Raw genomic sequence first — 19,459 nt, 5'->3', positions numbered from 1 at the left:
CGCTCTATTCCTCATTTGCGCGATGGCCTTCCGGCCCGCCTACCATTGCGGGGATCGATGGGGCAGCGATCGCGTCGCGCGCGATGGCGAGGGCTTTCGCGGCTTCGCCGGCGGATGGAGTCCGGGGGGCCAGCGCCAGGCTACGCTCCAGCAGGGCGATGGCCCGAAAGTCATCACGCTCGCGGCCGTTTCCGGTCTGGTAGGCCCGGCCAAGCGTGAAGCAGCTTTCCGCTTCGCCAAGCGTGCACGCCTCGTCATGCAGTGCGAGGGCGCGCTGGTGGTCCTTGGCGGTGCCCCGCCCGTCGTCGATCATGCTGGCGAGATTGCCGCAGGCGCTGGGGTCTTTGGCCTCGCACGACTGTGCGAACAGCGCGACGGCGCGTTTGTGATTGCGTCGCAGGCCCAGGCCATCGCGGTAGAGCACGCCCAGGTTGTAGCAGGCGTGCTGATCGTCGGCATCGCAGGCTTGGCTGAAAAGCTGCGCCGCCCGGTGATGATTGCGCGGCACGCCTCGTCCCAACGAATAGGACGCACCCAGATTGGCGCAACCGGCCGTCGAACTGCTCGAGCAGGCCTGCTGGAAAAGTGCGGCGGCGCGGCGATCGTCTTGGGGAGCGCCGTCTCCATTGATGTAGGCAAGCCCGAGGTTGGAGCATCCGGTCGCCTCGCCGCCATGGCAGGCATAGTCGTAGTAGGCGCGCGCGATATCGGATGATTGTGCGACGCCTTCACCCTTGCCGTAGGCGAAGCCCGTCATTGTGCAGCCTGGCATGTCGCCAAGGTGGCAGGCCTTGCCCAGAATGAAGATGGCTCTCGCCTCGTCGCGCGCGATCCCGTCGCCTTCGAGAAGCCGGTTGCCGAGGCGGGTACAGGCACTGGCATCCTTGTCCTCGCACAGAACGTTCAGCTCGACGGCGGGGTCGATCTTGGCGACCTCCTGTGCTTGCGATGGCCCGGCAAGTCCGGCCAGCAAAGCGAACGACAGCGCAATGGCGCGGATCATTGCGTTGTGCACGCCGGATCGGCGCACACGAATGGCGCGTTGTCCGCGTCCTCCGTAGCAAGGTTCGCGCGGAAGCGCAGGCCCTGTGGGGTAGCGGCCAGAACTTCGATTTCGATGTTGCGGATACGGATCGTCTTTTGGGATACCGGGAAGCGCATAGGCTGGGCGCTGCTGGCGTGTGCAAGATCATCGATGCTGTAGCCGCGCACCTCGAAGGTCAGTTCCCCATTCTCGATCCCGCCATAGGCAATATCGTAGATCGTGCCGCTTTCGACCGTGTCATAATTCGGGACATCGGGAATCCCCACTCCCTTGGCATAGTCGCGAGGCGGGACGACGGCGTGACCCGCAGTGGTCGCCTGCGGTGTCCCGAACGTGTCGGGCGACGGTGCCCTGGACCGGATGACCGGCACCCTGGGGTCCGCGCGCATCCGTTCGTGCATGTCTGCCGGGCTTACCGAAGCCTTGGTGTCGGCGATCAGGGCCTCGGCGAAAGCGACCTGGTCGATCGCGAGAGGAAAACCACCGCCCAGGGGTCGATCGGTGGCGCAGACGAACTGCAACTGCGCGGCACCCACCGACCCACCTTCTACGGGATTAGGCCCCCCATAGCTCAGCGCTGTCTCGTCCAGCCGTTCGTCATCGGCGCCGTAGCGCAGGACGAGGTCCCACGTTTCGGTTTGTTCGCGGCAGTTTCCCGTCATGGAGGCACGCAACGAGGCGGCGGGGTTGCCGGGCTCGCGCAGGATCTGGCTGGCCTCGTACCGCACAATGTCGCCATCGCGCACGATCGACTCGACATCGACGAACAATACCTTGTCGGCGCCCTGCGTCACGTACCACCACTGCGAGGCTCGCGCCTGCGCCATCGCGGGAGAGAGCATGAGCAGCCCACAGGCGACAATTCCAAGCTTCATCACATCTCCCACGCTTATGCGACGACAATAGGCAACAGAAACCGCGCGTTACAACAGCCTGCTTGTTTCGCGGCCATGATGGCGAAGCGTTCGATTTCCCGTGTGATCGAAGACGGGCAGGTTGCGGCGTCAGGCAGTCGCCGTTCATGACTTGCCTACCATGGGCGCGGAACCAGCGGATCCGTCGACAGGGTTCTCGCCCTGTCAGATCGCCGACTGCCGGATTGTGTACCAAATGCCCCTTCGATGCTCGAGAGATGGGTTGAAGGCACAGGTCGCATGGGTGCGCGAACGGCAGCTTTCCCCTAATCGAACTTTGAAGCCGGTCAGTCGGCGAACGGCCAGCTTTACGGGGACTGCCGGGCGGCACTGCGCCCATTCAAGCCGTTCGACCGAGATGGTGGCAAACCAATGAGCGGACATTCTGCTTAGACCAGGCTGAGACATTTCTGTCGTTCTAGAGCGATAGGCCTGACGGTAGCTGCTAGTCAGGAGCCGACATCCAGCCGATGACTTATTGGCACGCCAATCACCAAGAGGTAACCCTGTCCATATCGACCTATCTGGATGGGTGTCGGCCTCGCCAACCTGCTGAGCTTCGAGGCCGGACCCGACGACCATTATTTCACCAGTTCGGCTTTGTACGGAAGACAACTGAGGGGGAACGCCGTCGCGGAAATCGTGGCCTTGGACTCGCACGTTCGACCCGTGCCTTGCGCATTCGTGCAGCCGATCGTCCCGCTGAAACGATGCACATAGCTTTCGCCGCTCTCCGTCTTGGCATAGGCTGGCTGCGCAGCGCTTGCGTCGGCTCCGGAAATGTTATGATAGCGCTGGCTGTCGACTGTCACTGCGCTCTGGGCGAAGAAGCGACCGTCGCCGGCATCCAGGGTAAGGCCGCAACTGGCAGAAGGTGAACTATGGAAGCCTGACTTGTCGTAGGCTCTGCAACTGTTCACTATCCTCGCGCCCCCAGCTTTGCATTCTCGAATTGCTGCGAGTCGTGCTTGGCTCGCCTGGGCCTCGTCGGCGCGGCGCTTCTCCTCAGCCTTTTGCTGGGCGGTGACCTTGTTTAGTTCGACCTTGGTGTCCTTGGCCGACTTCTGGAGGTCAGATACAGCGGTCTCTACACCGGACCCAACGCGGAAGATCAGCAAGCCCGCTCCGACCACCAAAAGAGCAAACGCTACGAGCCGGATGCCTTCGCTCTTGGTGCGCCTGAACAAGAAAACAGCGACAATGCCCACGACGATGATGAACAGAGAAATCGTTCCCAAGGGACTTTGTGCTGATTCCCGGATGACAGCGACATAGTCTATTTTGGAAAGCCAATCCATAAAGCTTCCTTGGCCAAACTTCGACATCACTAAGTCATATAGAAAGATGAATTTTTTACATCGAATGGACAGTGATAATGTACTATCAAAGTAAATTATGGAGCAATATATTTGCGGGGTATAGGGCGAATCAGCATAGGGGGAATTAAATGAGGCGGATCGCTATGATGGCCTGCGCGACACTCGTGTCAGGATGCGCAGATATGTCTGCTGTGCGCGACATATCTGCGCGACTCACTAAAGCAACAAGCAGTTGGAATGACGTCGGAAACGAGATTGCTGGATCTTGCCTGCGCGAGACGTCGCTCAACCCGATGCTTTCGAGCTGCGAGGCCGAGAGGCGCTCTACAGAAGGCGTGGTCGCCGCCAACAAGGTGCTGAACGCCTATTTCAAAGCGCTGACGGACGCGGCAAATGACTCGAATTTTACCATCCAGCCGGGCCTCGAGGCGGCGACGAAATCGATCGCCGCTATCCCCGACATCAAAAAAGAGCGCGTCGATGCGGTCTCGGGCCTGATCGGCTTTCTCGCCCAGCTCGCCACGGGCGCGATGCGTGAGGACGTCCTACGGCAACTGATTGACCGCGGCGCGCCCAACGCGAAAAGTGTAATAGACGGGCTCGATGAGGTTCTGGGCCTACCGCTTCTGGGGCGCTTGGATACAGAAAAGACCTACTTGACCGCCATCTACGTGAAACAGATCCGAGACCAGAAGGACAACGTTGAAGGCGCACCAGCCGATTTGTGCAAGGGTTCGAAGGCCGCAGGCTTTAGCGGTGCGGGGTTTCTCCTCGCGCAAGATTACTGTCGCCGACTTGGTGTAATCGAGGCGCGCGAAAAAGCAGTAGCAGATTATCAAGGCTCATTGAAAGACGCAAGCGCGGCGCTGACCGAACTCCAGTCTTCCAAGGCGAAGCTTAAGTCAAAAAATCTTGCCAAGCAGCTCTACAAGATCGGCTCCGATCTCGATGATAAGATCGATGCCATCGACAAAGCGTTCAGCTGAGGGGAATAGCTCATGACAGTTGCACAAAATCTCCGGAGCGTCGCAGACCTCTGCAGGATCGGCGCCAAGCGCACCCTAGACGCGCAACTCGCGCTTGGAGACAAGCCAGATGATCCTGTCGGCGCGCTACTGTGGGAGCAGCGATATACGCGGCTACAGGGACAGCTGAACAGCCTATCAGCGCTCAATTCGAAGCTGACCGCGGCTGCGGTGAGCGAGGGCCTTAAGGAATATGAGGGCGAACTCAGCACGATCGGCGAGGTCAGTGTCGCTGCGCAGGCCAAAATCAAGCAGATCAAGGAAGTGTCGGAATTACTGACCAAGATCGCGAAAGTTCTCGACCTTGGTCTGGCACTACTCGCGGCGGCGGCAACACCCTCACCGGCCACCATCGTAGCGCTGGTCAATGCCGGCAGTGCAGTCGCAGACCTCTAGCCGGATATTGGCCGCCTGTCTATTCGATGGTGTAGTGCCAGCATCTCGGAAGAAACGCCGCCAATGCCCGTCCGTTGCCGACGAAACCAAGATCGCGGCTTGCCTGTCGGGGAGAGGCATTTCATCGCGCCGATGTATGATAGCAGCTATCGCAAAAGGTGCCATATGAGGCCTGAGGTCTGTCAGCGACTCTATAAGCTCGCTTAGTGGAGCCCGACCAGCAAGATTTGCATAATATGAGGGGCGAAAATTGACATGGTGACAGAATTTGGGGGGCAGGGGCACGTAGTTCATTTGATCCATGGCATCCGAACGCATGCTGCCTGGCAGGAGCGAGTGACCGCTATGCTTGAGGATGTAGGAGGCGTGAGGGTCTTTTCGACGAGATACGGCAAGTTCGACCTGCTCAGCTTTTTACTCCCTGGCCCCACTAGGTTACCCCCTATCAAAAAGACACTGAAAGACCTGCTTGATGCGGCGCGCGTAGCAAAGAGCACGGGGAGCAAGCTAACCGTCATAGCTCACAGTTACGGAACGCACGCGATCCACGAAATTTTGGCGGAGAATCCGGCTATCGATATAGATAACCTGATCCTTTGCGGAGCGATCAAGGGGCAGGAATGTAATTGGCAGGCGGTGCAGCGTGCGAGTGTTAAAGGTACTCTTATCAATGATTACGGGACAAAGGATGTATGGCCGGTAATCGCCGCTTCCATAACTTGGGGCTACGGCAACGGCGGCACTTACGGAATAGGACATCCATTCGATGATCGGCGGCATCCGTTCAGCCATTCGGACTTTTTTGACGAGGATTTCGTAAGAAAGTTTTGGTTACCATTCTTCCAGTCAGGAACAGTGACGCCCACCGCTTATCGGTCCTATCCGATTAATCCGTGGTGGTTCAGGTTTCTAGACCTGCCTTGGCGGTGGGTCATCGCCGCAGGCCTAGCCGCACTATGCTTTTGGCTAGCGATCTCACTGTTATCGCAAAAGAATATTCTGCCGCCCCCGACGGAAAATGAAATATCGCTAGGCGCTAACGGACAACCGCTGACAGGGTTTGTCTATTTCGAAGAGCGGCAGGGCCGTTCGACGGAGGACGGGGTTTTTCGAGTACGCGGAACTGCCGCTTTACCGGCTTACAGCGGCCTTGACCGCGGCACGTTGATGCGGGCGACCTCGACAGCAAGGGTGCGCGAGGAGCCTACAAAGCATAGCGAATACCTAGGCGCGTTCAAGGCTGGGCAATGTGCCAGCATCGAAGAGAAGCCGTCTAATCCGACTCCAAATTTGACGAGTGCCACTTCTGGCGGATGGGTACTCGTACGGGCAGTCAAATGCCCAAGCTAGGCTTGCCGCTGCGAGCCTGAGGGAAAATCCAACACCGGTCCCGGTGTCGCCCATTACCATCTCCAGTATTCGACCTAGTTGGAAAAGCGTTAACGACAGTTGGGCGAAATCCGTCGGTTAAGTCGAGGATTTCCGATCTGCTCAGGATACTGTGCTACGGAAACGCGGTATATGCCGGGCTGAAGGATTTTCTCTCGTCGTAGCGGCACCACGCGGCAGGTTTGGTAACAAAACCTGCCGTTTACGGCCTCGCCGGTCGACGGCCATATTGCTCGGCAGCCGACGCCGCCTGGGGACAGCTATCATCGAAACTCGGTTCTAAACCGGACTATCGTCTGCCGGCCAATCCGACCAAATATCGTCGTTTGCTTGTGCCAGCAGGAACGTTCCAACCCGACAAAATCGATTAGCGCCATTGCGACCGCCGATCAGCAGGGGACCGCAATCATGTGTCGGCTGGCTCGGGAACGACGTTCGGTTACCGTCCAGGACGTGGGCGGTCATCGGTACGCCGCTCTCGCGCAGTGCATCCATCCCCCGCGAATATTTGTCGTGGCCGAAGGTGCCTTGGCCTGTCACCGGGACGACATAGTCGAGATGATGGACAACATGCAGCGTATTGGGAGCCGCAAAAAACAAAGGGGAGCCCGTCGGCTCCCCCTGTCCTGTATTATCCCAGGGTCTTGGCCATCAAACGTTCCAGCCGCTGCGCGAAGGCTCGCGGATCGGCGGGAGCTTCTCCCTCGGCGATACGCGCCTCATCGAACAACAGGAATGCGATGTCCCGCCGCTCATCCTCGCTCGCCGTCGACTGGTCCAACCTGGCGATTAGCCCATGGCGCGCATTCACTTCCAGCACAGGCTTTTCGCGTTCGGGCGCACGGCCGGCGGCGGCCAGCATCTTCTCAAGCTGAAGATCCATGGCGTTGTCCGGCGCCACGATGCACACGGCGCTGGTGGTCAAACGGTCGGAGATACGGACGTCGGAGACGTGATCCGCCAGCACCTCCTTGGCAAAGGCGATGAACCCGCTGACATCCTCTGCCGCGTTCGATGTATCTGCGCTCTCCTCTGCCAAAGGGATCAGGCTGAGGTCGCTGGAGCCCTGCGTCACCGACTTGAAGGGTTTGCCTTCATAATCGACGCCCATCGTCGTCCAGAAATTGTCGACCTGGTCGGGCAGCAGCAAGACCTCGATGCCCCGTGCCTTGAACCCTTCGAGCTGGGGAGACGTCGCGATCCTATCGAGGTCATCGCCGGTAGCATAGAAGATCGCAGTCTGATTTTCCTTGAGCCCCGCTACATAATCCTTGAGCGAGCGCCACTCGCCGTTCGATGCCGTCGTCTTGAAGCGAGCAAGCCCAAGCAACTGCGCGCGCCGCTCGTAATCTTCGTAAAGCCCTTCCTTGAGCACTGCCCCGAAATTGTCCCAGATCGCCGCGTAGCGATCGGCGTCACTCTCCGACAGCTTGTCGAGTTCCGAGAGGATGCGATTGCTCACGCCTTTCTGGATGGCCGACAGCACGGGGCTTTCCTGGATCATCTCGCGCGACATGTTGAGCGGGAGGTCCGCGGAATCGACGAGGCCGCGCACAAATCGCAGATAGCGCGGGAGGATCTCCGCTTCGTCGGTGATGAAAACCCTTCGCACATAGAGTTTGATGCGGCCATTGCGGTCGGGGTCGAAGAGGTCGAAAGGCTTGCTCTCCGGGATGAAGGTCAGCACCGAATACTCGTGCCGCCCTTCGGCCCGGTAGTGCAGCGTCATCGCCGGCTTGTCGAACTGCCCCGCCACGCTGCGATAGAAGTCGGCATACTCATCCTCGCTGATGTCCGACTTCGACCTGGCCCACAGCGCCGCGCCGTCGGCAAGCTGCCGAGCTTCTTCCTCGCTCCCGGTTTCCTCCACGAATATCGGCACCGGGACGTGGCCCGACTGAGCCTTGACGATCCGTTCGACAGTGTAGAGCTCGGCATAGCTTTTCGCTTCGTCGAGCAAGGTCAGCGTTACCCTCGTTCCCCGCAAGGGGGCGGCAGCGGGATCGACCGGAGCTATGGTGTAAGTGCCCGAACCATCGGATGCCCAGCTCGCCGCCTCGTCCTCACCCGCGCGGCGGGAGACGACCTCGACTTTGCCCGCGACCATGAAGGCCGAGTAGAAGCCCACGCCGAACTGGCCGATGAGCTGCTGTCCCTCGCCGTTCTTGTCGGCGGCGAGCCTGTCCATGAACGCCTTCGTCCCCGACCGGGCAATGGTGCCCAGGGTCTCGGCCATGTCGATCGCGGACATCCCGATGCCATTGTCCGTGACGGTGAGGGTTCCGGCCTCCTTGTCTAGCGTCACGGTGATGCGCGGCTGGGCGTCGTCGCCAAGCAGTTCGGGCCGGGAGATCGCTTCGTAGCGCAGCTTCTCGCAGGCATCGGCAGCGTTGGAGATAAGCTCGCGCAGGAACACGTCCCGGTCCGAATAGACCGAATGGACCATCATGTGCAGGAGCTTGGAAACATCGGCCTCGAAGGCGCGGGTCTCAGGGGCGGCAAACGTCTCGGTCGTCATCGTCTCTTCGGCTCACATGTTTCGGACTTATGCCAGCCAGATGGATCGGAACGTTTCCACGTTCAAGAGGGCCGACTCTCGGATATGCGGGTGAGGACTGGCAGCCCACCCATTTGATTTAGGAGGCTCGCATCAGTGCGCCCAGCTGTTTTCGCAGAGACGGTCCTTCCAAATGAGAATCCACATTGGTGAAGCCCTCTTTCGCAAGTGCGATAGCCAGGCTTTGCAGGTTCTTGCAGCTGCCTTCTCGAGCGATCTCGAAAGCGCGCTCCATAATCGGACGTCCAGTTATCAAGCAATCCTCCCGTTCCCAATTCGTGCATCGTCACCCTTCATCAAGGTGACGGAAAAATGAGGCCTGGCCGGTGTAGAAGATACATCCCGCGACCAGGCCCCAGGGAATCTCCAGTTGCGGGTTAGGTCAACCAGGATGAGGGTATGTGATAAAGGCAGACCGGCAAGAACGGTTGCTGCGACCTGAAAATATTCTCCCCCTACGCAGTATCCAAACCTTGATGGTCTCGATCCCGATAAAGTGGCCCAGCGCTAGCTTGCGGAACGTGCGCCGGGCCCAGGTTTTCACGTCAACCATGACTTGTTCCTCAGGATAGGAACGTCTTGGAGATCCGCTTGGTTTACGTGGCTCACGCGCCGATCGGCGGAGGCTCAAAAATGGGTAAGGGATAGCTGCAGTTGATCGTCCTGCTTCGGCTCGGTGTTGGCTGGCGGTGCGAGCCTCGCCGCATCAGACAGGTCGTTGCCCTCGATGCAGACAAGATCGCGCGTGATCTCCACCTTCTCCCGCAGGCGCTGCAGAACGGCGGGAAAAATGCCGCGCAGCTGGCGGCAGTCCTCATGTGTGGCGTCGGCCCTATCGGCTTGGTTGAAGCGGTGCTGGGCCAGCGCGATTAAGGCATCGTCGGCTATAGGGCCGGTCACCAGGATACCCAATCCATCTCGGCGTCGTCGACCGCTTCGAACATTTCTGGATCTGCGCCGGTGTCTCCCAGGCGCTTGCGGACCGCATCGGGGGTGCCGTCCTTCGGGAACCCACGATCCGATCTGGCGATCGAGGCGAGTTGGCCAATGAAGCCGCCTCTCTCGGACTGTTCCAGTATCCAGCGCCCGAAAGGCAAGGATTTCGAACTGGTCTCATAGCCTCCGAGGTCAAGCGGACCATCCATCTTCGATAGTGCAGGCATCGCAGAATCACTCCTTGGTGGAATGACACAATGTTATATGTTCCATATTTGTTCTGCAATCCGGTACGGGCAGGTTATGGGAACGAAACGGTTCGAGACGGTCTTGGACTACTCGAAATGGGGCTGTGACACCGCGGTCGCGTGTCGCTGTGGACACAAGGCGCAGCTCGACACGAAGGTGGTTACGAAGACCTTTGTGATGCTCGCCGTCGCCGAACGATTGCCAGGGGTGGCGGGTTCAACGTGGAGGCCTTTCGCAGCAGGTGCGGCATTTCCACCGCTTATGTCGTCCTCATCTCGGTACGGGACCGTTTAGCCGGCGCAAGGGTGGCAACGGTGGCATCGCCGAGACTTTGCGGTGTGGCCGGGGGCCGCTTCCGGAAAGCCGTTGCCGGTGGCAGTCCTCGCCGTCTCACCTGCGCTTGGTCAGAATTAGCCTTCCAGCCCGCCTGCTGTCGATCTCCAGATGGAGGAAACCCGCGAGGGCGGCGGCGACCTTTTCGATGTCGCGGATCTCGATATCGGCAAAGATCCTGCGGCTGCCCAGTGAAGGATCGGCAAGCTCCAGTTTGACCGTGCTGTAACGGTTCGCCTCGGCGATCACCTCGCTGATCGCCGCATCGTCGAAACTTCTCATCCCGGTGACCCATTGTTGGTCGGAGGCTCGCGCGATCACGATTGCCGGTTTGGCCTCGCCGATGCCGGCGACAATGACAGCCTGGCCGGCCCGCACGGGAAGCAGTTGTCCCTTAGCGCTGGTCTGTTCGCTCGTGCGCAGATCGAGGCCGCCCTCTATTGCCGCGACGCTCACGGTATTGCCCGCAGCTTCGTTAACGCTGACATCGAATACCCGTCCGCTCGGTTCGATGGAAACCGCGCCAGCGCGCACCTTGAGCGGACGATCGGGGTCGTGTGCAACAATTATGCGCGCGCGCCCGCGCAGGATTTCGATGTCGCGGTGCTGTGCGGTGAAATCGACGCGGGCCTCGCTGTCGGTGTCGAGAACAATCGAGCTGCCATCATCGAGGCTTTCGGTGCGGACCTCGCCGATGCCTGTCGTCAGTGTGCGGGCGCTTGCGGCCGCCACGACGCCAGGCGTTCCCAGACCGAGTGCGTTCGAGACGAACCACGCAAATGCGCACGCTGCTACCAGCGCGCTCAGAGCGGCGAGCATCGGCGAGGCGTTCCACCAACGATGAACGGGGCCCGGGCGCCTGCCCTGGACCTTGCTCAGCGACATGAGCGCGGATGCGCGCGCTGCGGAATCGACGTTCTTCAACAGGCCGACATAAACATCGCGGCGCGCCGGCTTGCGCTCGATCCAGTCGGCGACCTGCTGGGCGTAGACATCGGGCTCGTCGAGCATGAGCATAACCCAGCGGTGCGCATCGGTGCGATCCCGGCGCGTGATCCGCGGTCCTGCGAAAAGGCCCAGCATCTCAGGCCTCCTCAGCGGCGCGGTTGGCGTCGATCAGGCGGATCGCCTTGAGCATGTGCTTCTGCACTTTCCACAACGGCAGCGAGTGCGCCTCGGCGATCTCGCGGTAACTGTAGCCCTCGACCCTGTTGAGCATGAAAATCTCCAGAGTTGCCGGATGAAGCTGCGACAGGATTCCTTGCCACCTCGCCAGATCGCGGCGCGACTGTACCTCGCGAAAAGGATCGAGACCCACCGGTGCGTCCAGGCCCTCGTCCAGGCTGGTGCTCGCCCGCGCCAGCCGTGTCGAGCCGCGCTGCGTATGGTCGCGCAGCAGGTTCGTGGCGATACGGGTGAGATAGGCCTGGGGTACGTCTATTGTGGTTTGAGAGGCCGTGGCAAAACGTGACAGGGTCTCCTGACTCAATTCGTCCGCGTCCGACTGGTTGCCCAGATTGCGGAGAAAGAAACGAAGTAGCCGGGGTTGCTCCCGGCGGTAGAAGGCGGCGAAACGGGAACTCTCGTCCCGGTCCTCGCGCGCCGCATCTGAGACAGCCTCGCGGCCGCTCGTCTCGCTCTGGCTCATGCGTCGCACCTATGTCCACTCGGGGCGACGGCCATAAGCCGGATGTTCGAAACCTGATCAGAGAACAGGCGCATGCGCCTTTACCGGCAAGCCGGCTGGACATGCGCGCATGCCACCCGGCCTCCAGAAACTGGTGACCGAGCAACTCTGATTAGGGTTTCGACGCCCCGCTCCTGTTTATCTCAGAAGCGCTTCAAGCATCGGTGGTTTGGGCAATTTGTGCAACCCAAAAGCTTGGACTCGCTACCAAAATGAGAACGATAGTGACGGGGATGCGACAGCGGCAGTGCAGGTGACGGGGCAGGGAATGGGCGGCTGCCCTCTGCGAGGGCACCGCGCTCTGGCCGGGCCGGCGCATGCGCGCCGTCCCGGTCGAGCTCCGGCTGCGCCGGATCTCGCCCCTTGCGGGCGGCGATCGCTGCCGCGGCCAGGGCAGGAAGCGGCGCTCTCACGGTGCGGTCAGTTTGGGCAGGAAACGAGAGACCTGGTCATGCCGGCACCGGCCTCGAGAGGTCGGGTTCCATGAGCGGCGGCCGTGATCGCGGGACCCAGGCGTTACAGGTGAGCAGGAGAATAGTGCACGGCAGCGAACGTGGTCGCATTCGGGCTGCCGTGCGGCGCCGCCTTTCGCGCACGCGCCACGAAGATGCAACGTCAAAAGCGCGAGGCAAGCCTAAAGGTTATGCGCTGTATCGGTGACGATGTTGCCCAGCGGCGCATGCGCCAGCGGCCGGACGGCGTGCCATCCACCGGTGCGGTGACGCGCGAGCGGAACCGCGCATACCTCGCACAGCGCGAGGTAATCACCATCCTTGCCGTAGGTCAGGGAAACGGCCGATGGCCTGTGTCGGCCAATGAGGCAAAGAAGGGACATGGTGCCGGCACATTATCCGATCGGCGCTCGCCGGTCAGGGTTCGCGAATGTTCCAGGATGTCCACATCCTGTGGATAGCGGGGAAAACTCGCCCGCCCGTCGCAAACGACCGCTCGTCCGGCGTGTCGGCGGCCCCGTGTCACGCGCGCTTCACCCGCCCGAGAATGGTCTCGAAGCACGCGACAAGCGAGACGACAACCGCCTCGCCTTCCTGTGTCAGCTGAACCCCGACCCGTCGCCGGTCGGTGAGCCCGGGCTCGAGGACAAGCAGGCCGCGCTGCTCGAGGTCGGTGATCTTGCGATGAGCCGTCGATAATGGCGCGGAGGTCGCCATGCACAGTGACCACACATAAGTGTCCTGGCCCTCGCTCTGTGACACGTAGAGGTCGAGAAGCATGTCCAGATATGGCGCCGGGCTGAAGCTCTCGCCGAGACAGCAGGCGAGTGCCTTTCGCATCTCGGCGATCGTGCGGCACATTGCAATTCGGGCCGCGGTTTCAGGCCCCGGATCTGGCGGTGGTCTTTCGTTCATCATCTCTCGCGTCCCTTCGCATTTCGGGAGGAGGGCAGGAGGCTCTCGGGTGTCTAAGCCCCTGATCGCGTGCGCCAGTCGGGATCGGTGCCTCTGCGATATCGGCGAACGACATGCCGGCGCGTGCCAAGGATCAGGATGGTGAGTGCGATCCAGCTCCACAGGGCCTGGGCATCGAGATAGGCTTGCGGAACGATAGCCGGGGCCGCTGCCCGCATCGTATGGACGATGAGCTCGGAGCCGATGACCCCGGACACCCAGATCGGCCAGAACCGCGTACTGCGCAGCGAAAGCCAGGTGAAGATACCGAACATCGCCGCATCGACCGTGATAATGCCCAGTTCCGGTTCGCGAAAGCCTATGCCCTGCACTTCGGACAGCACGAGCGAGAGCACCGAGCCTGCAACGAACGTGGCGGCGCCGATGCGTTCGGGCCGCCCGCCTCTGACCGCGGCATAAAGACATGCCGCGATCAGGAGCAGGAGGTAGGCCAGGTGGCGGTTCATGCCGTCATTCTCGAATGCCCGCGCTCAGGCAAGGCGCAGATGGCTGGGCCCGGTTGCCGGAAGAGCGAGAGGCAGCGCCTCGCCGGGCATGCCGCCAGGAGGTAGCGCGCTGCCCGAGTTCTCGTCGAGCTTGATCAGGTCTCCGAATGCCATCTCGCCAAGGCCGATCGCCACACTGGCGGTCTTCAGGCCGGCATGGGTCGCGATTATCTCGCCGCGCGCTCTGGCCATGAGCATGAGGGCGGCGGCCGAGCGCGTCACCGCCTCCTGCCCGACGCAGGCGCCGACGCGTGCATCGATCGTGGCCAGCGGCAAGGCGGCATTGAGCTCGGCTATACGGGCAGAGGCGATGTCGAGGGCCGCTTCGGCGGCAAACAGGCGCTGGGCTACCTCGGTGGCGATCTTCTGACGTTGGGCGCGCATGGTGTCTCCTGTCTCGCGGGGCTCATTTCCCGCGATCATGATGAATATGAAAAGGATGCGTGCTGCCGCTCGGTGGGGCAGGGGGCTGGATTGGATGCGGCGCCGATCAGAGATGGGCAGGGGATACTTGATATCCCCCCAGGTTGGGCGGCAGCGCCCTATTCCAGAAAGACCTGGAAGGCGACGAGCAACTGCATGGCGGAACCTGCCGCGACAAGTCCTGCCGCAGACAGCACCGCTATCGTGATCAGCGCGGGGCGGATGGTCAGGTCATTTGCCGGTCTCCTGTCAGAGCGCAGCGGAAGCAACATCGCGAGTATTCCCGGGGGCGGGAACGGCGCCTGTTCTTGTGCTGCGGGTGCCGGCCGGATGGGCGTCATTGCAGGGTCTTCCTGCACCTCGGGTTCCTCGGCCTCGCCATCGTGCTGCGGCAATTCGAGGAGCGGTACGAGGGGTAATCCGAGGGCGCCTATCGATTGCCCCCCCTCCTCAAGAGCCGCGCGCTCCTGCTCGAAGGCGGCAACAAGGCGCGCTGCCTTGCGCCGCGCCGGGTTGCCGAGGATCTTGCGCGCATTGAAAATGTGTTTCTGGACCCGGCTGACCGAGATCTCCAGGTGCTCGGCGATCTCCTTGGTATCGAAACCTTGGTCAATGAGCACCATGCACTGGCGCTGCCGAAGCGTAAGTAACAGCAGTCGATCCCGATAAAGGTCGAGATCGAGCGTTATGCTCAGCTGTATCACTGCAGCCAGACCCTCCTGTCTGCCGGCCGGATCCAGATACTCGTGTCCGGTGGTGGCAGCGCAGTGTCATGGAATCGCAATCATATGGCAACCTGAAGAGCGAGCAGGCGTCCTGCCCGGCCCTTATACCGGCATGCGGAGGTCGCGGCACGACGAATGCCCGCCAGCGCCCGCGGGCGCTGGCGCCGGGAAGGGGAGGTGGATGTGGGCAGGTGGAAGGAGCGGTTGATGCTCCTTCCTTACTGAAACCCCTCGCAAGGAGGCATCCGTTATGACTTCTCCAACAATTGCCCGACTTCTCTTATCTCTCGCCGAAGCCTGTCGCCGCACATTCGCGGGCGATCCGCGCTTGGCTGCAATGCAGGAGTACCTCGAAGCGACCCTGCCGCCCGGCGAGGCGCTGCTGGCTGCCGCCAGCGATCGGAACGGTGGCCGTCCACGCACCTTCCGGATCGATGACCAGGATCCTCAGGCCCGGCGCGTCGCCGCCGGCTTTGAGGTCAAGGCCTGGGTGCACGTGCCGGCCGATCTCTATACCCCCGCCACATGGCCAGGGCCCAACCTTGCCCGGACTTTGCCGGCGATGCCGCCGATGACCGCGGCCATTCTTGCGCTCCGACTGCATCACGACATGCCTTCTGCACAGATCGCGTCCCGCTTCGGGCTGGGGCGCCGCGAGATCCGCCGTCACCTGCTCGCTGCGGTGCGTATTGCCAACTCCCCTGTCTGCGGTGCTCTGCCGATCGGTGAGGTATCCTGAAGCCGGGGTGTCGAGGACAGCCAATGACACAGGATGCCCTCGAGGTCGCCGGCAATGCCCTCGTGACGCGCCTCGGCGGAAAGTGGTCGGGCGGTCGAGGCATGTGCCTGTGTCCGGCCCACCCTGACCGGACTCCCAGCCTTTCGGTCCGCATCGGCGAACGCCGTCTGCTGTTCCACTGTTTTGCAGGATGCGATCAGCAGACGGTGATCGCGGCAGTACGCTGCACCCTGGCCTCGGCCCTGACCGGCCGGCTCCTCGATAGGGAGAGCGCGGCGCGGGCCAAGGATGGAAATGATAACTGGGTTCGCGCGCGTGCGCGGGCCTTGTGGGACGAAGCACACGCCCTGCAGGGCTCGCCTGCAGCCGCCTATCTCGAGGCGCGCGGTATCTTCACGTCCTGCGCGCAGCTTCGGTATCATCCATGCACCCCGGTCCGCGTCGCCGGGCAGCTTGCGCGGCGTCCGGCGATGATCGCGCGCATAAGCGATGAGTGCGGAACGCTTGCGGTCCAGCGCTGCTTTCTCGATCTTCCTCGCAGCAGGTTGTGCATGGACCTGAGGCCAGCACGGCGCATGCTCGGCCGTCCCGGCGCGGGCGCCGTGCGAACATACGCACATGGCGAGGTGCTCGGGCTGGCGGAAGGGATCGAGACTGCACTGGCCGCCTCGATCCTGCTGGAAATACCGGTCTGGGCGGTTCTGGGCAGCGCTCGCTTCGCATGGGTCCGCGTCCCCGCCAATGTCGCGCGCATCGTTCTGCTACCGGATGCTGATCACGCCGGAGTGCAGGCTGCGAGGCGCGCGCGAGACGCCTTCCGGGCCGAGAGCCAGGACAGCGGGGCGCTCGGGGGGCGTGTCGGTACACGCGATGCGCGGATCGTCATGCCCTGGCATGGTCTCAATGACTGGAACGATGTTCTGAGACACAGATCCGGATTTGCGTAGCGCTGGTACTCGCAATCGGCAGGGCGAGGCCCGAAAAAAAGGCCGGCTTAAAGCCGGCCGTAATAGTTTGGGAGAGGATGCCTGAAAGGCGAGACGGGCTATGATTGACAACGCCGCCGCCAGCAAGTGCACCGATTGCACCCGGCCTCCCGCAAACTGCACGTCGCTCGCCACAATGGCCGTGGCGGGATCGGCAGTCCCCGCCCGGGGGATACCCATGTAATCAGAATTGCAATGCGAAGGTACGGCACAATCGCTCGCGTCACCGGTACAATGCGCGACGGGTCAAGGATTTGAAAGGCGCGCTTTTCTACTTGATTTGTGAGCCCGCGAGCGTGAAGGGTGCCGGGTCGCCACTTCCCTCAACGATCGACAGACTACCGGGAGCACCGCCTGCAATGCCTGAACTCGAAAATCCCGCTGACGTTACGTCGCTTACCGTCCAGCTTTTGAGCGCATATCTCGCCAACAACACTGTCGGTTCCGAAGATCTTCCGGCATTGATCCGTGCAACCCGCCAGGCCTTGACCGAAGATGCGGCCCCTGAGGTGCCTGCGATCGAAGACGTGTCCTATACGCCGGCCGTTTCCGTGCGCAAGAGCCTGTCGTCGCCTTCGCATATTCTGAGCCTCATCGACGGAAAGCCGTACAAGACGCTCAAGCGCCATCTCACAAGTCATGGGTTGACGCCGGAGACTTACCGCCAACGCTATGGCCTTGCGGACAACTATCCGATGGTCGCACCTGAATTTGCGGCAATGCGCCGAGGCATTGCCGAGAGGATCGGGTTGGGCTCGCGTCCGAGTGCCGCAGCCAAGGCAGGCGCTCCTGCCGGCACGGCCTCTGCCACGGATGATGCATCCGGATCGGCGCAGACCCCGCCTGCTGCCAAGCGTCCCGCCGGACGCAAGGCCGGACCCAAGGTGCGCGGCGGAAAGGCGGCATCGCGCGCTGCCTCGGTGCCGACCGAACAGACAGTCGCCACTGACGATGCGATCATCGCGCCTGAACCCGCTGCTGCCGCCGAACCGGCGAAGACGTCACAGCGTTCGCGCGTAAAGACGGCACCCAAACCGCGCGCACAAAAGAAGCGCGCTGGTGGAGCAGACACCGCCGGTACCGCCGAGACCAACACCCCCGATGCCCAGCCTCAGGAGGGCGCCGCGCCGGCGGACAAGCCGAAGGTTCGCAAGGCCGCTGCCCCCAAGTCTGCCGCACCCAAGCCCGCAGCTACCAAGTCCGGTGCATCCAGGACTACCGCTGCGAAGCTCGGCAAACCAGCAAAGGGCGGCGCCGCCGTGGACGCTGCGGCCGAGCAGGCTACGTCTGCAGCAGCGCCTCAGGCATCGCCTGAGGTAGATGCGTCCGTTGCGGCCGCTGCCAAGCCCGCGGTAAGGCCACGCGGCAAGCTTGGGCTGTTCGGCAAGGATCAGCCCGCGGCGTCCGGGTCCGAGGCCAGCGCCTCCAGCGACGCACCCGCCGCCGCCGATGGCGAAAAGCCGGCAAAGGCGGCAAGGCCCAAGCGCATGGCCCGTACGCCCAAGGCTGCACCGGGCGAGGCCGGCTGATCGGCCTGGCGCACAGCGGCGGACATCGGTCGGCCGCTGCCTCGCGCGATGTATGAATCACAACCTCGGGCACCGTTTCGACAGGCCCGATCGACAGGAAGAACTGCAATGAACAACAGTGATCTCGCCGACGCCATCGCGAACGATGCCGGTATCACGAAGGCCGATGCCCGCAAGATCGTCGATGCTGTCTTCGTCGCGATCGGCGACGCTGCGGCCAAGGGCGATGAAATCTCGCTCAACGGCTTCGGCAAGTTCAAGATCAAGGACACACCCGAGCGCGAAGGCCGCAATCCGGCAACCGGCGAGGCGATGACGATCAAGGCCGCCCGTAAGCTTACCTTTGCCCCGGCCAAGGCGGTCAAGGACAAGCTGAACGGATGACACGTTGTGCGGCGCCCATCCGGGGATGGGTGCTGCACTAGCCGTCTGTAGTGATGGGTCTGCGTGTCTAAACAAACCACCCTTCGAAAGGCACTTTCCCAAGGACGTCGTCGGTTCCCAAGGGAAGGCGTTCCAGCTTAGGGAGCGGTTGGGTCAAGATCGGGGCGTGTTCGGCGCTTCACCCACGTCAGACCCGGTCGAGATACAGGGAATGCAGGAGGCGCTTGAATTGCCGCCCGACCTTACGGGATACAATCTCAAAGTCCGCCAGCTTCAACGCCTTTCCATGTTCAACTCGGTGTAGCGCCGTTATCGCATTTCTCCTCGATGCCTCATTACGCATCTTCTTGAGAACTCGTGCGGCTTCCAGTTTGCGCTTGGCGCGTCAAAAGCATTCACCAGGATCGGCACCCGTCGTTTGTATCGGCCATCCGCGCAGCATCCTTGTTCCCGTCTGCGCTCGCAAGCATCAAGACCCAACGCGCGGGTCATTCTGACGTGACATCAATTCTCGACCAGCATGATCGAGCGCCGCAACTGTCTGCTCCGTCATGCTCTGTCTACCTGTACGAGCCCGGTAGTCCCGATAAAACACGCTCGGGAAGGGTCACCTCGCTGCGCAGAATTTCACAGAGCGCCTCAAGCAGAAGGAGCGCTTCGCACAGTTCCTCCTCATGCACCATGACTTGCGTTTTCATGTACATGTCACAGCTTTTAGTCACTTCCGGGATAGTCGTCCTGCGCTTGTGAGACCATCGCTTTTCGCGCTGCAGGCCGCACACCAGCCGCGAGTATATCTCGGCCGTCCCGTTAAGCGATTTCAAGAATGCTCCTGAGCGGGCGCAAAGCTTCAGAGTATGTATGATTTCGCTGCATTTGCTCCCGTTCGGGAGTATATCTTGCATAGAGCT

At 61.7% G+C, this 19,459-nt stretch carries 19 protein-coding genes; 7 read left to right on the top strand and 12 right to left on the bottom strand.

Features of this window, described 5'->3' with window-relative positions:
• Nucleotides 1-4: 4 nt before the first annotated feature.
• The 3 genes from BES08_RS29275 to BES08_RS29265 all read right to left on the bottom strand — a co-directional run bounded on the left by BES08_RS29275 (nt 5) and on the right by BES08_RS29265 (nt 3,284).
• Nucleotides 5-1,003 (bottom strand): tetratricopeptide repeat protein, encoded by a 999-nt coding sequence (locus BES08_RS29275; protein ID WP_069710133.1) that lies wholly within the window; start codon nt 1,001-1,003, stop codon nt 5-7.
• Nucleotides 1,000-1,920, bottom strand: a complete 921-nt coding sequence (locus BES08_RS29270) for a hypothetical protein (RefSeq protein WP_156800059.1) — start codon at nt 1,918-1,920, stop codon at nt 1,000-1,002. Before BES08_RS29270 ends, BES08_RS29275 begins: the two co-directional genes overlap by 4 nt.
• Nucleotides 1,921-2,540: 620 nt before the next feature.
• Nucleotides 2,541-3,284 (bottom strand): hypothetical protein, encoded by a 744-nt coding sequence (locus BES08_RS29265; RefSeq protein ID WP_069710131.1) that lies wholly within the window; start codon nt 3,282-3,284, stop codon nt 2,541-2,543.
• A 176-nt stretch (nt 3,285-3,460) separates the two neighbouring features.
• Between BES08_RS29265 and BES08_RS29260 the strand changes: the two genes are divergently transcribed.
• The 3 genes from BES08_RS29260 (at nt 3,461) to BES08_RS33475 (ending at nt 6,049) form a co-directional block, all read left to right on the top strand.
• The gene (locus BES08_RS29260; RefSeq protein WP_156800057.1) at nt 3,461-4,264 is read left to right on the top strand and encodes a hypothetical protein; all 804 of its coding nucleotides are present in this window, start codon (nt 3,461-3,463) and stop codon (nt 4,262-4,264) included.
• Between the two features lie 12 nt (nt 4,265-4,276).
• Complete coding sequence (locus BES08_RS29255) at nt 4,277-4,699, top strand: hypothetical protein (RefSeq protein WP_069710129.1); 423 nt, start codon at nt 4,277-4,279, stop codon at nt 4,697-4,699.
• A gap of 255 nt (nt 4,700-4,954) precedes the next feature.
• Nucleotides 4,955-6,049, top strand: coding sequence for a hypothetical protein (locus BES08_RS33475; RefSeq protein WP_156800056.1), 1,095 nt, complete (start codon nt 4,955-4,957; stop codon nt 6,047-6,049).
• A gap of 670 nt (nt 6,050-6,719) precedes the next feature.
• On the opposite strand, the gene htpG is transcribed toward BES08_RS33475, so the two are convergent.
• The 9 genes from htpG to BES08_RS29205 all read right to left on the bottom strand — a co-directional run bounded on the left by htpG (nt 6,720) and on the right by BES08_RS29205 (nt 14,889).
• A complete protein-coding gene (gene htpG, locus BES08_RS29250) occupies nt 6,720-8,606 on the bottom strand; it encodes a molecular chaperone HtpG (RefSeq protein ID WP_069710128.1) in 1,887 nt (628 codons plus the stop codon).
• Nucleotides 8,607-9,272: 666 nt separating this feature from the next.
• On the bottom strand, nt 9,273-9,557 hold the full coding sequence (locus tag BES08_RS29245; protein WP_231958388.1) for a hypothetical protein: 285 nt from the start codon (nt 9,555-9,557) through the stop codon (nt 9,273-9,275).
• Nucleotides 9,542-9,808 (bottom strand): hypothetical protein, encoded by a 267-nt coding sequence (locus tag BES08_RS29240; RefSeq protein WP_083274876.1) that lies wholly within the window; start codon nt 9,806-9,808, stop codon nt 9,542-9,544. The genes BES08_RS29245 and BES08_RS29240 overlap by 16 nt, the downstream gene beginning before the upstream one ends.
• Nucleotides 9,809-10,220: 412 nt before the next feature.
• On the bottom strand, nt 10,221-11,246 hold the full coding sequence (locus BES08_RS29235; RefSeq protein WP_069710127.1) for a FecR family protein: 1,026 nt from the start codon (nt 11,244-11,246) through the stop codon (nt 10,221-10,223).
• Nucleotide 11,247: 1 nt separating this feature from the next.
• Entirely contained in the window at nt 11,248-11,811 is a 564-nt protein-coding gene (locus BES08_RS29230) for an RNA polymerase sigma factor (RefSeq protein ID WP_069710126.1), read from the bottom strand.
• 1,013 nt (nt 11,812-12,824) lie between these two features.
• Nucleotides 12,825-13,142 (bottom strand): helix-turn-helix domain-containing protein, encoded by a 318-nt coding sequence (locus tag BES08_RS29220; protein WP_156800055.1) that lies wholly within the window; start codon nt 13,140-13,142, stop codon nt 12,825-12,827.
• A 128-nt stretch (nt 13,143-13,270) separates the two neighbouring features.
• Nucleotides 13,271-13,723, bottom strand: coding sequence for a hypothetical protein (locus BES08_RS29215; RefSeq protein WP_069710123.1), 453 nt, complete (start codon nt 13,721-13,723; stop codon nt 13,271-13,273).
• Between the two features lie 24 nt (nt 13,724-13,747).
• The gene (locus BES08_RS29210; RefSeq protein WP_069710122.1) at nt 13,748-14,146 is read right to left on the bottom strand and encodes a hypothetical protein; all 399 of its coding nucleotides are present in this window, start codon (nt 14,144-14,146) and stop codon (nt 13,748-13,750) included.
• A 158-nt stretch (nt 14,147-14,304) separates the two neighbouring features.
• Complete coding sequence (locus tag BES08_RS29205) at nt 14,305-14,889, bottom strand: sigma factor-like helix-turn-helix DNA-binding protein (protein WP_069710121.1); 585 nt, start codon at nt 14,887-14,889, stop codon at nt 14,305-14,307.
• Nucleotides 14,890-15,160: 271 nt separating this feature from the next.
• Here BES08_RS29205 and BES08_RS29200 point away from each other — a divergent pair, with 271 nt between their 5' ends.
• From BES08_RS29200 to BES08_RS29185, 4 genes are all read left to right on the top strand, one after another.
• A complete protein-coding gene (locus BES08_RS29200) occupies nt 15,161-15,649 on the top strand; it encodes a hypothetical protein (RefSeq protein ID WP_156800054.1) in 489 nt (162 codons plus the stop codon).
• A gap of 23 nt (nt 15,650-15,672) precedes the next feature.
• Entirely contained in the window at nt 15,673-16,596 is a 924-nt protein-coding gene (locus BES08_RS29195; RefSeq protein WP_069710119.1) for a DUF7146 domain-containing protein, read from the top strand.
• A 398-nt stretch (nt 16,597-16,994) separates the two neighbouring features.
• Nucleotides 16,995-18,164: a MucR family transcriptional regulator gene (locus BES08_RS29190; RefSeq protein ID WP_069710118.1), complete on the top strand. Its 1,170-nt coding sequence runs from the start codon at nt 16,995-16,997 to the stop codon at nt 18,162-18,164.
• Nucleotides 18,165-18,212: 48 nt separating this feature from the next.
• Nucleotides 18,213-18,548 (top strand): HU family DNA-binding protein, encoded by a 336-nt coding sequence (locus BES08_RS29185; RefSeq protein ID WP_197524521.1) that lies wholly within the window; start codon nt 18,213-18,215, stop codon nt 18,546-18,548.
• Nucleotides 18,549-19,459: the final 911 nt, after the last annotated feature.

This window comes from Novosphingobium resinovorum (assembly GCF_001742225.1).
Classification (GTDB): Bacteria; Pseudomonadota; Alphaproteobacteria; order Sphingomonadales; family Sphingomonadaceae; genus Novosphingobium; species Novosphingobium resinovorum_A.
Note: the sequence above shows the minus strand (reverse complement) of the source record. Positions and strands in the feature narration are given on the sequence as shown.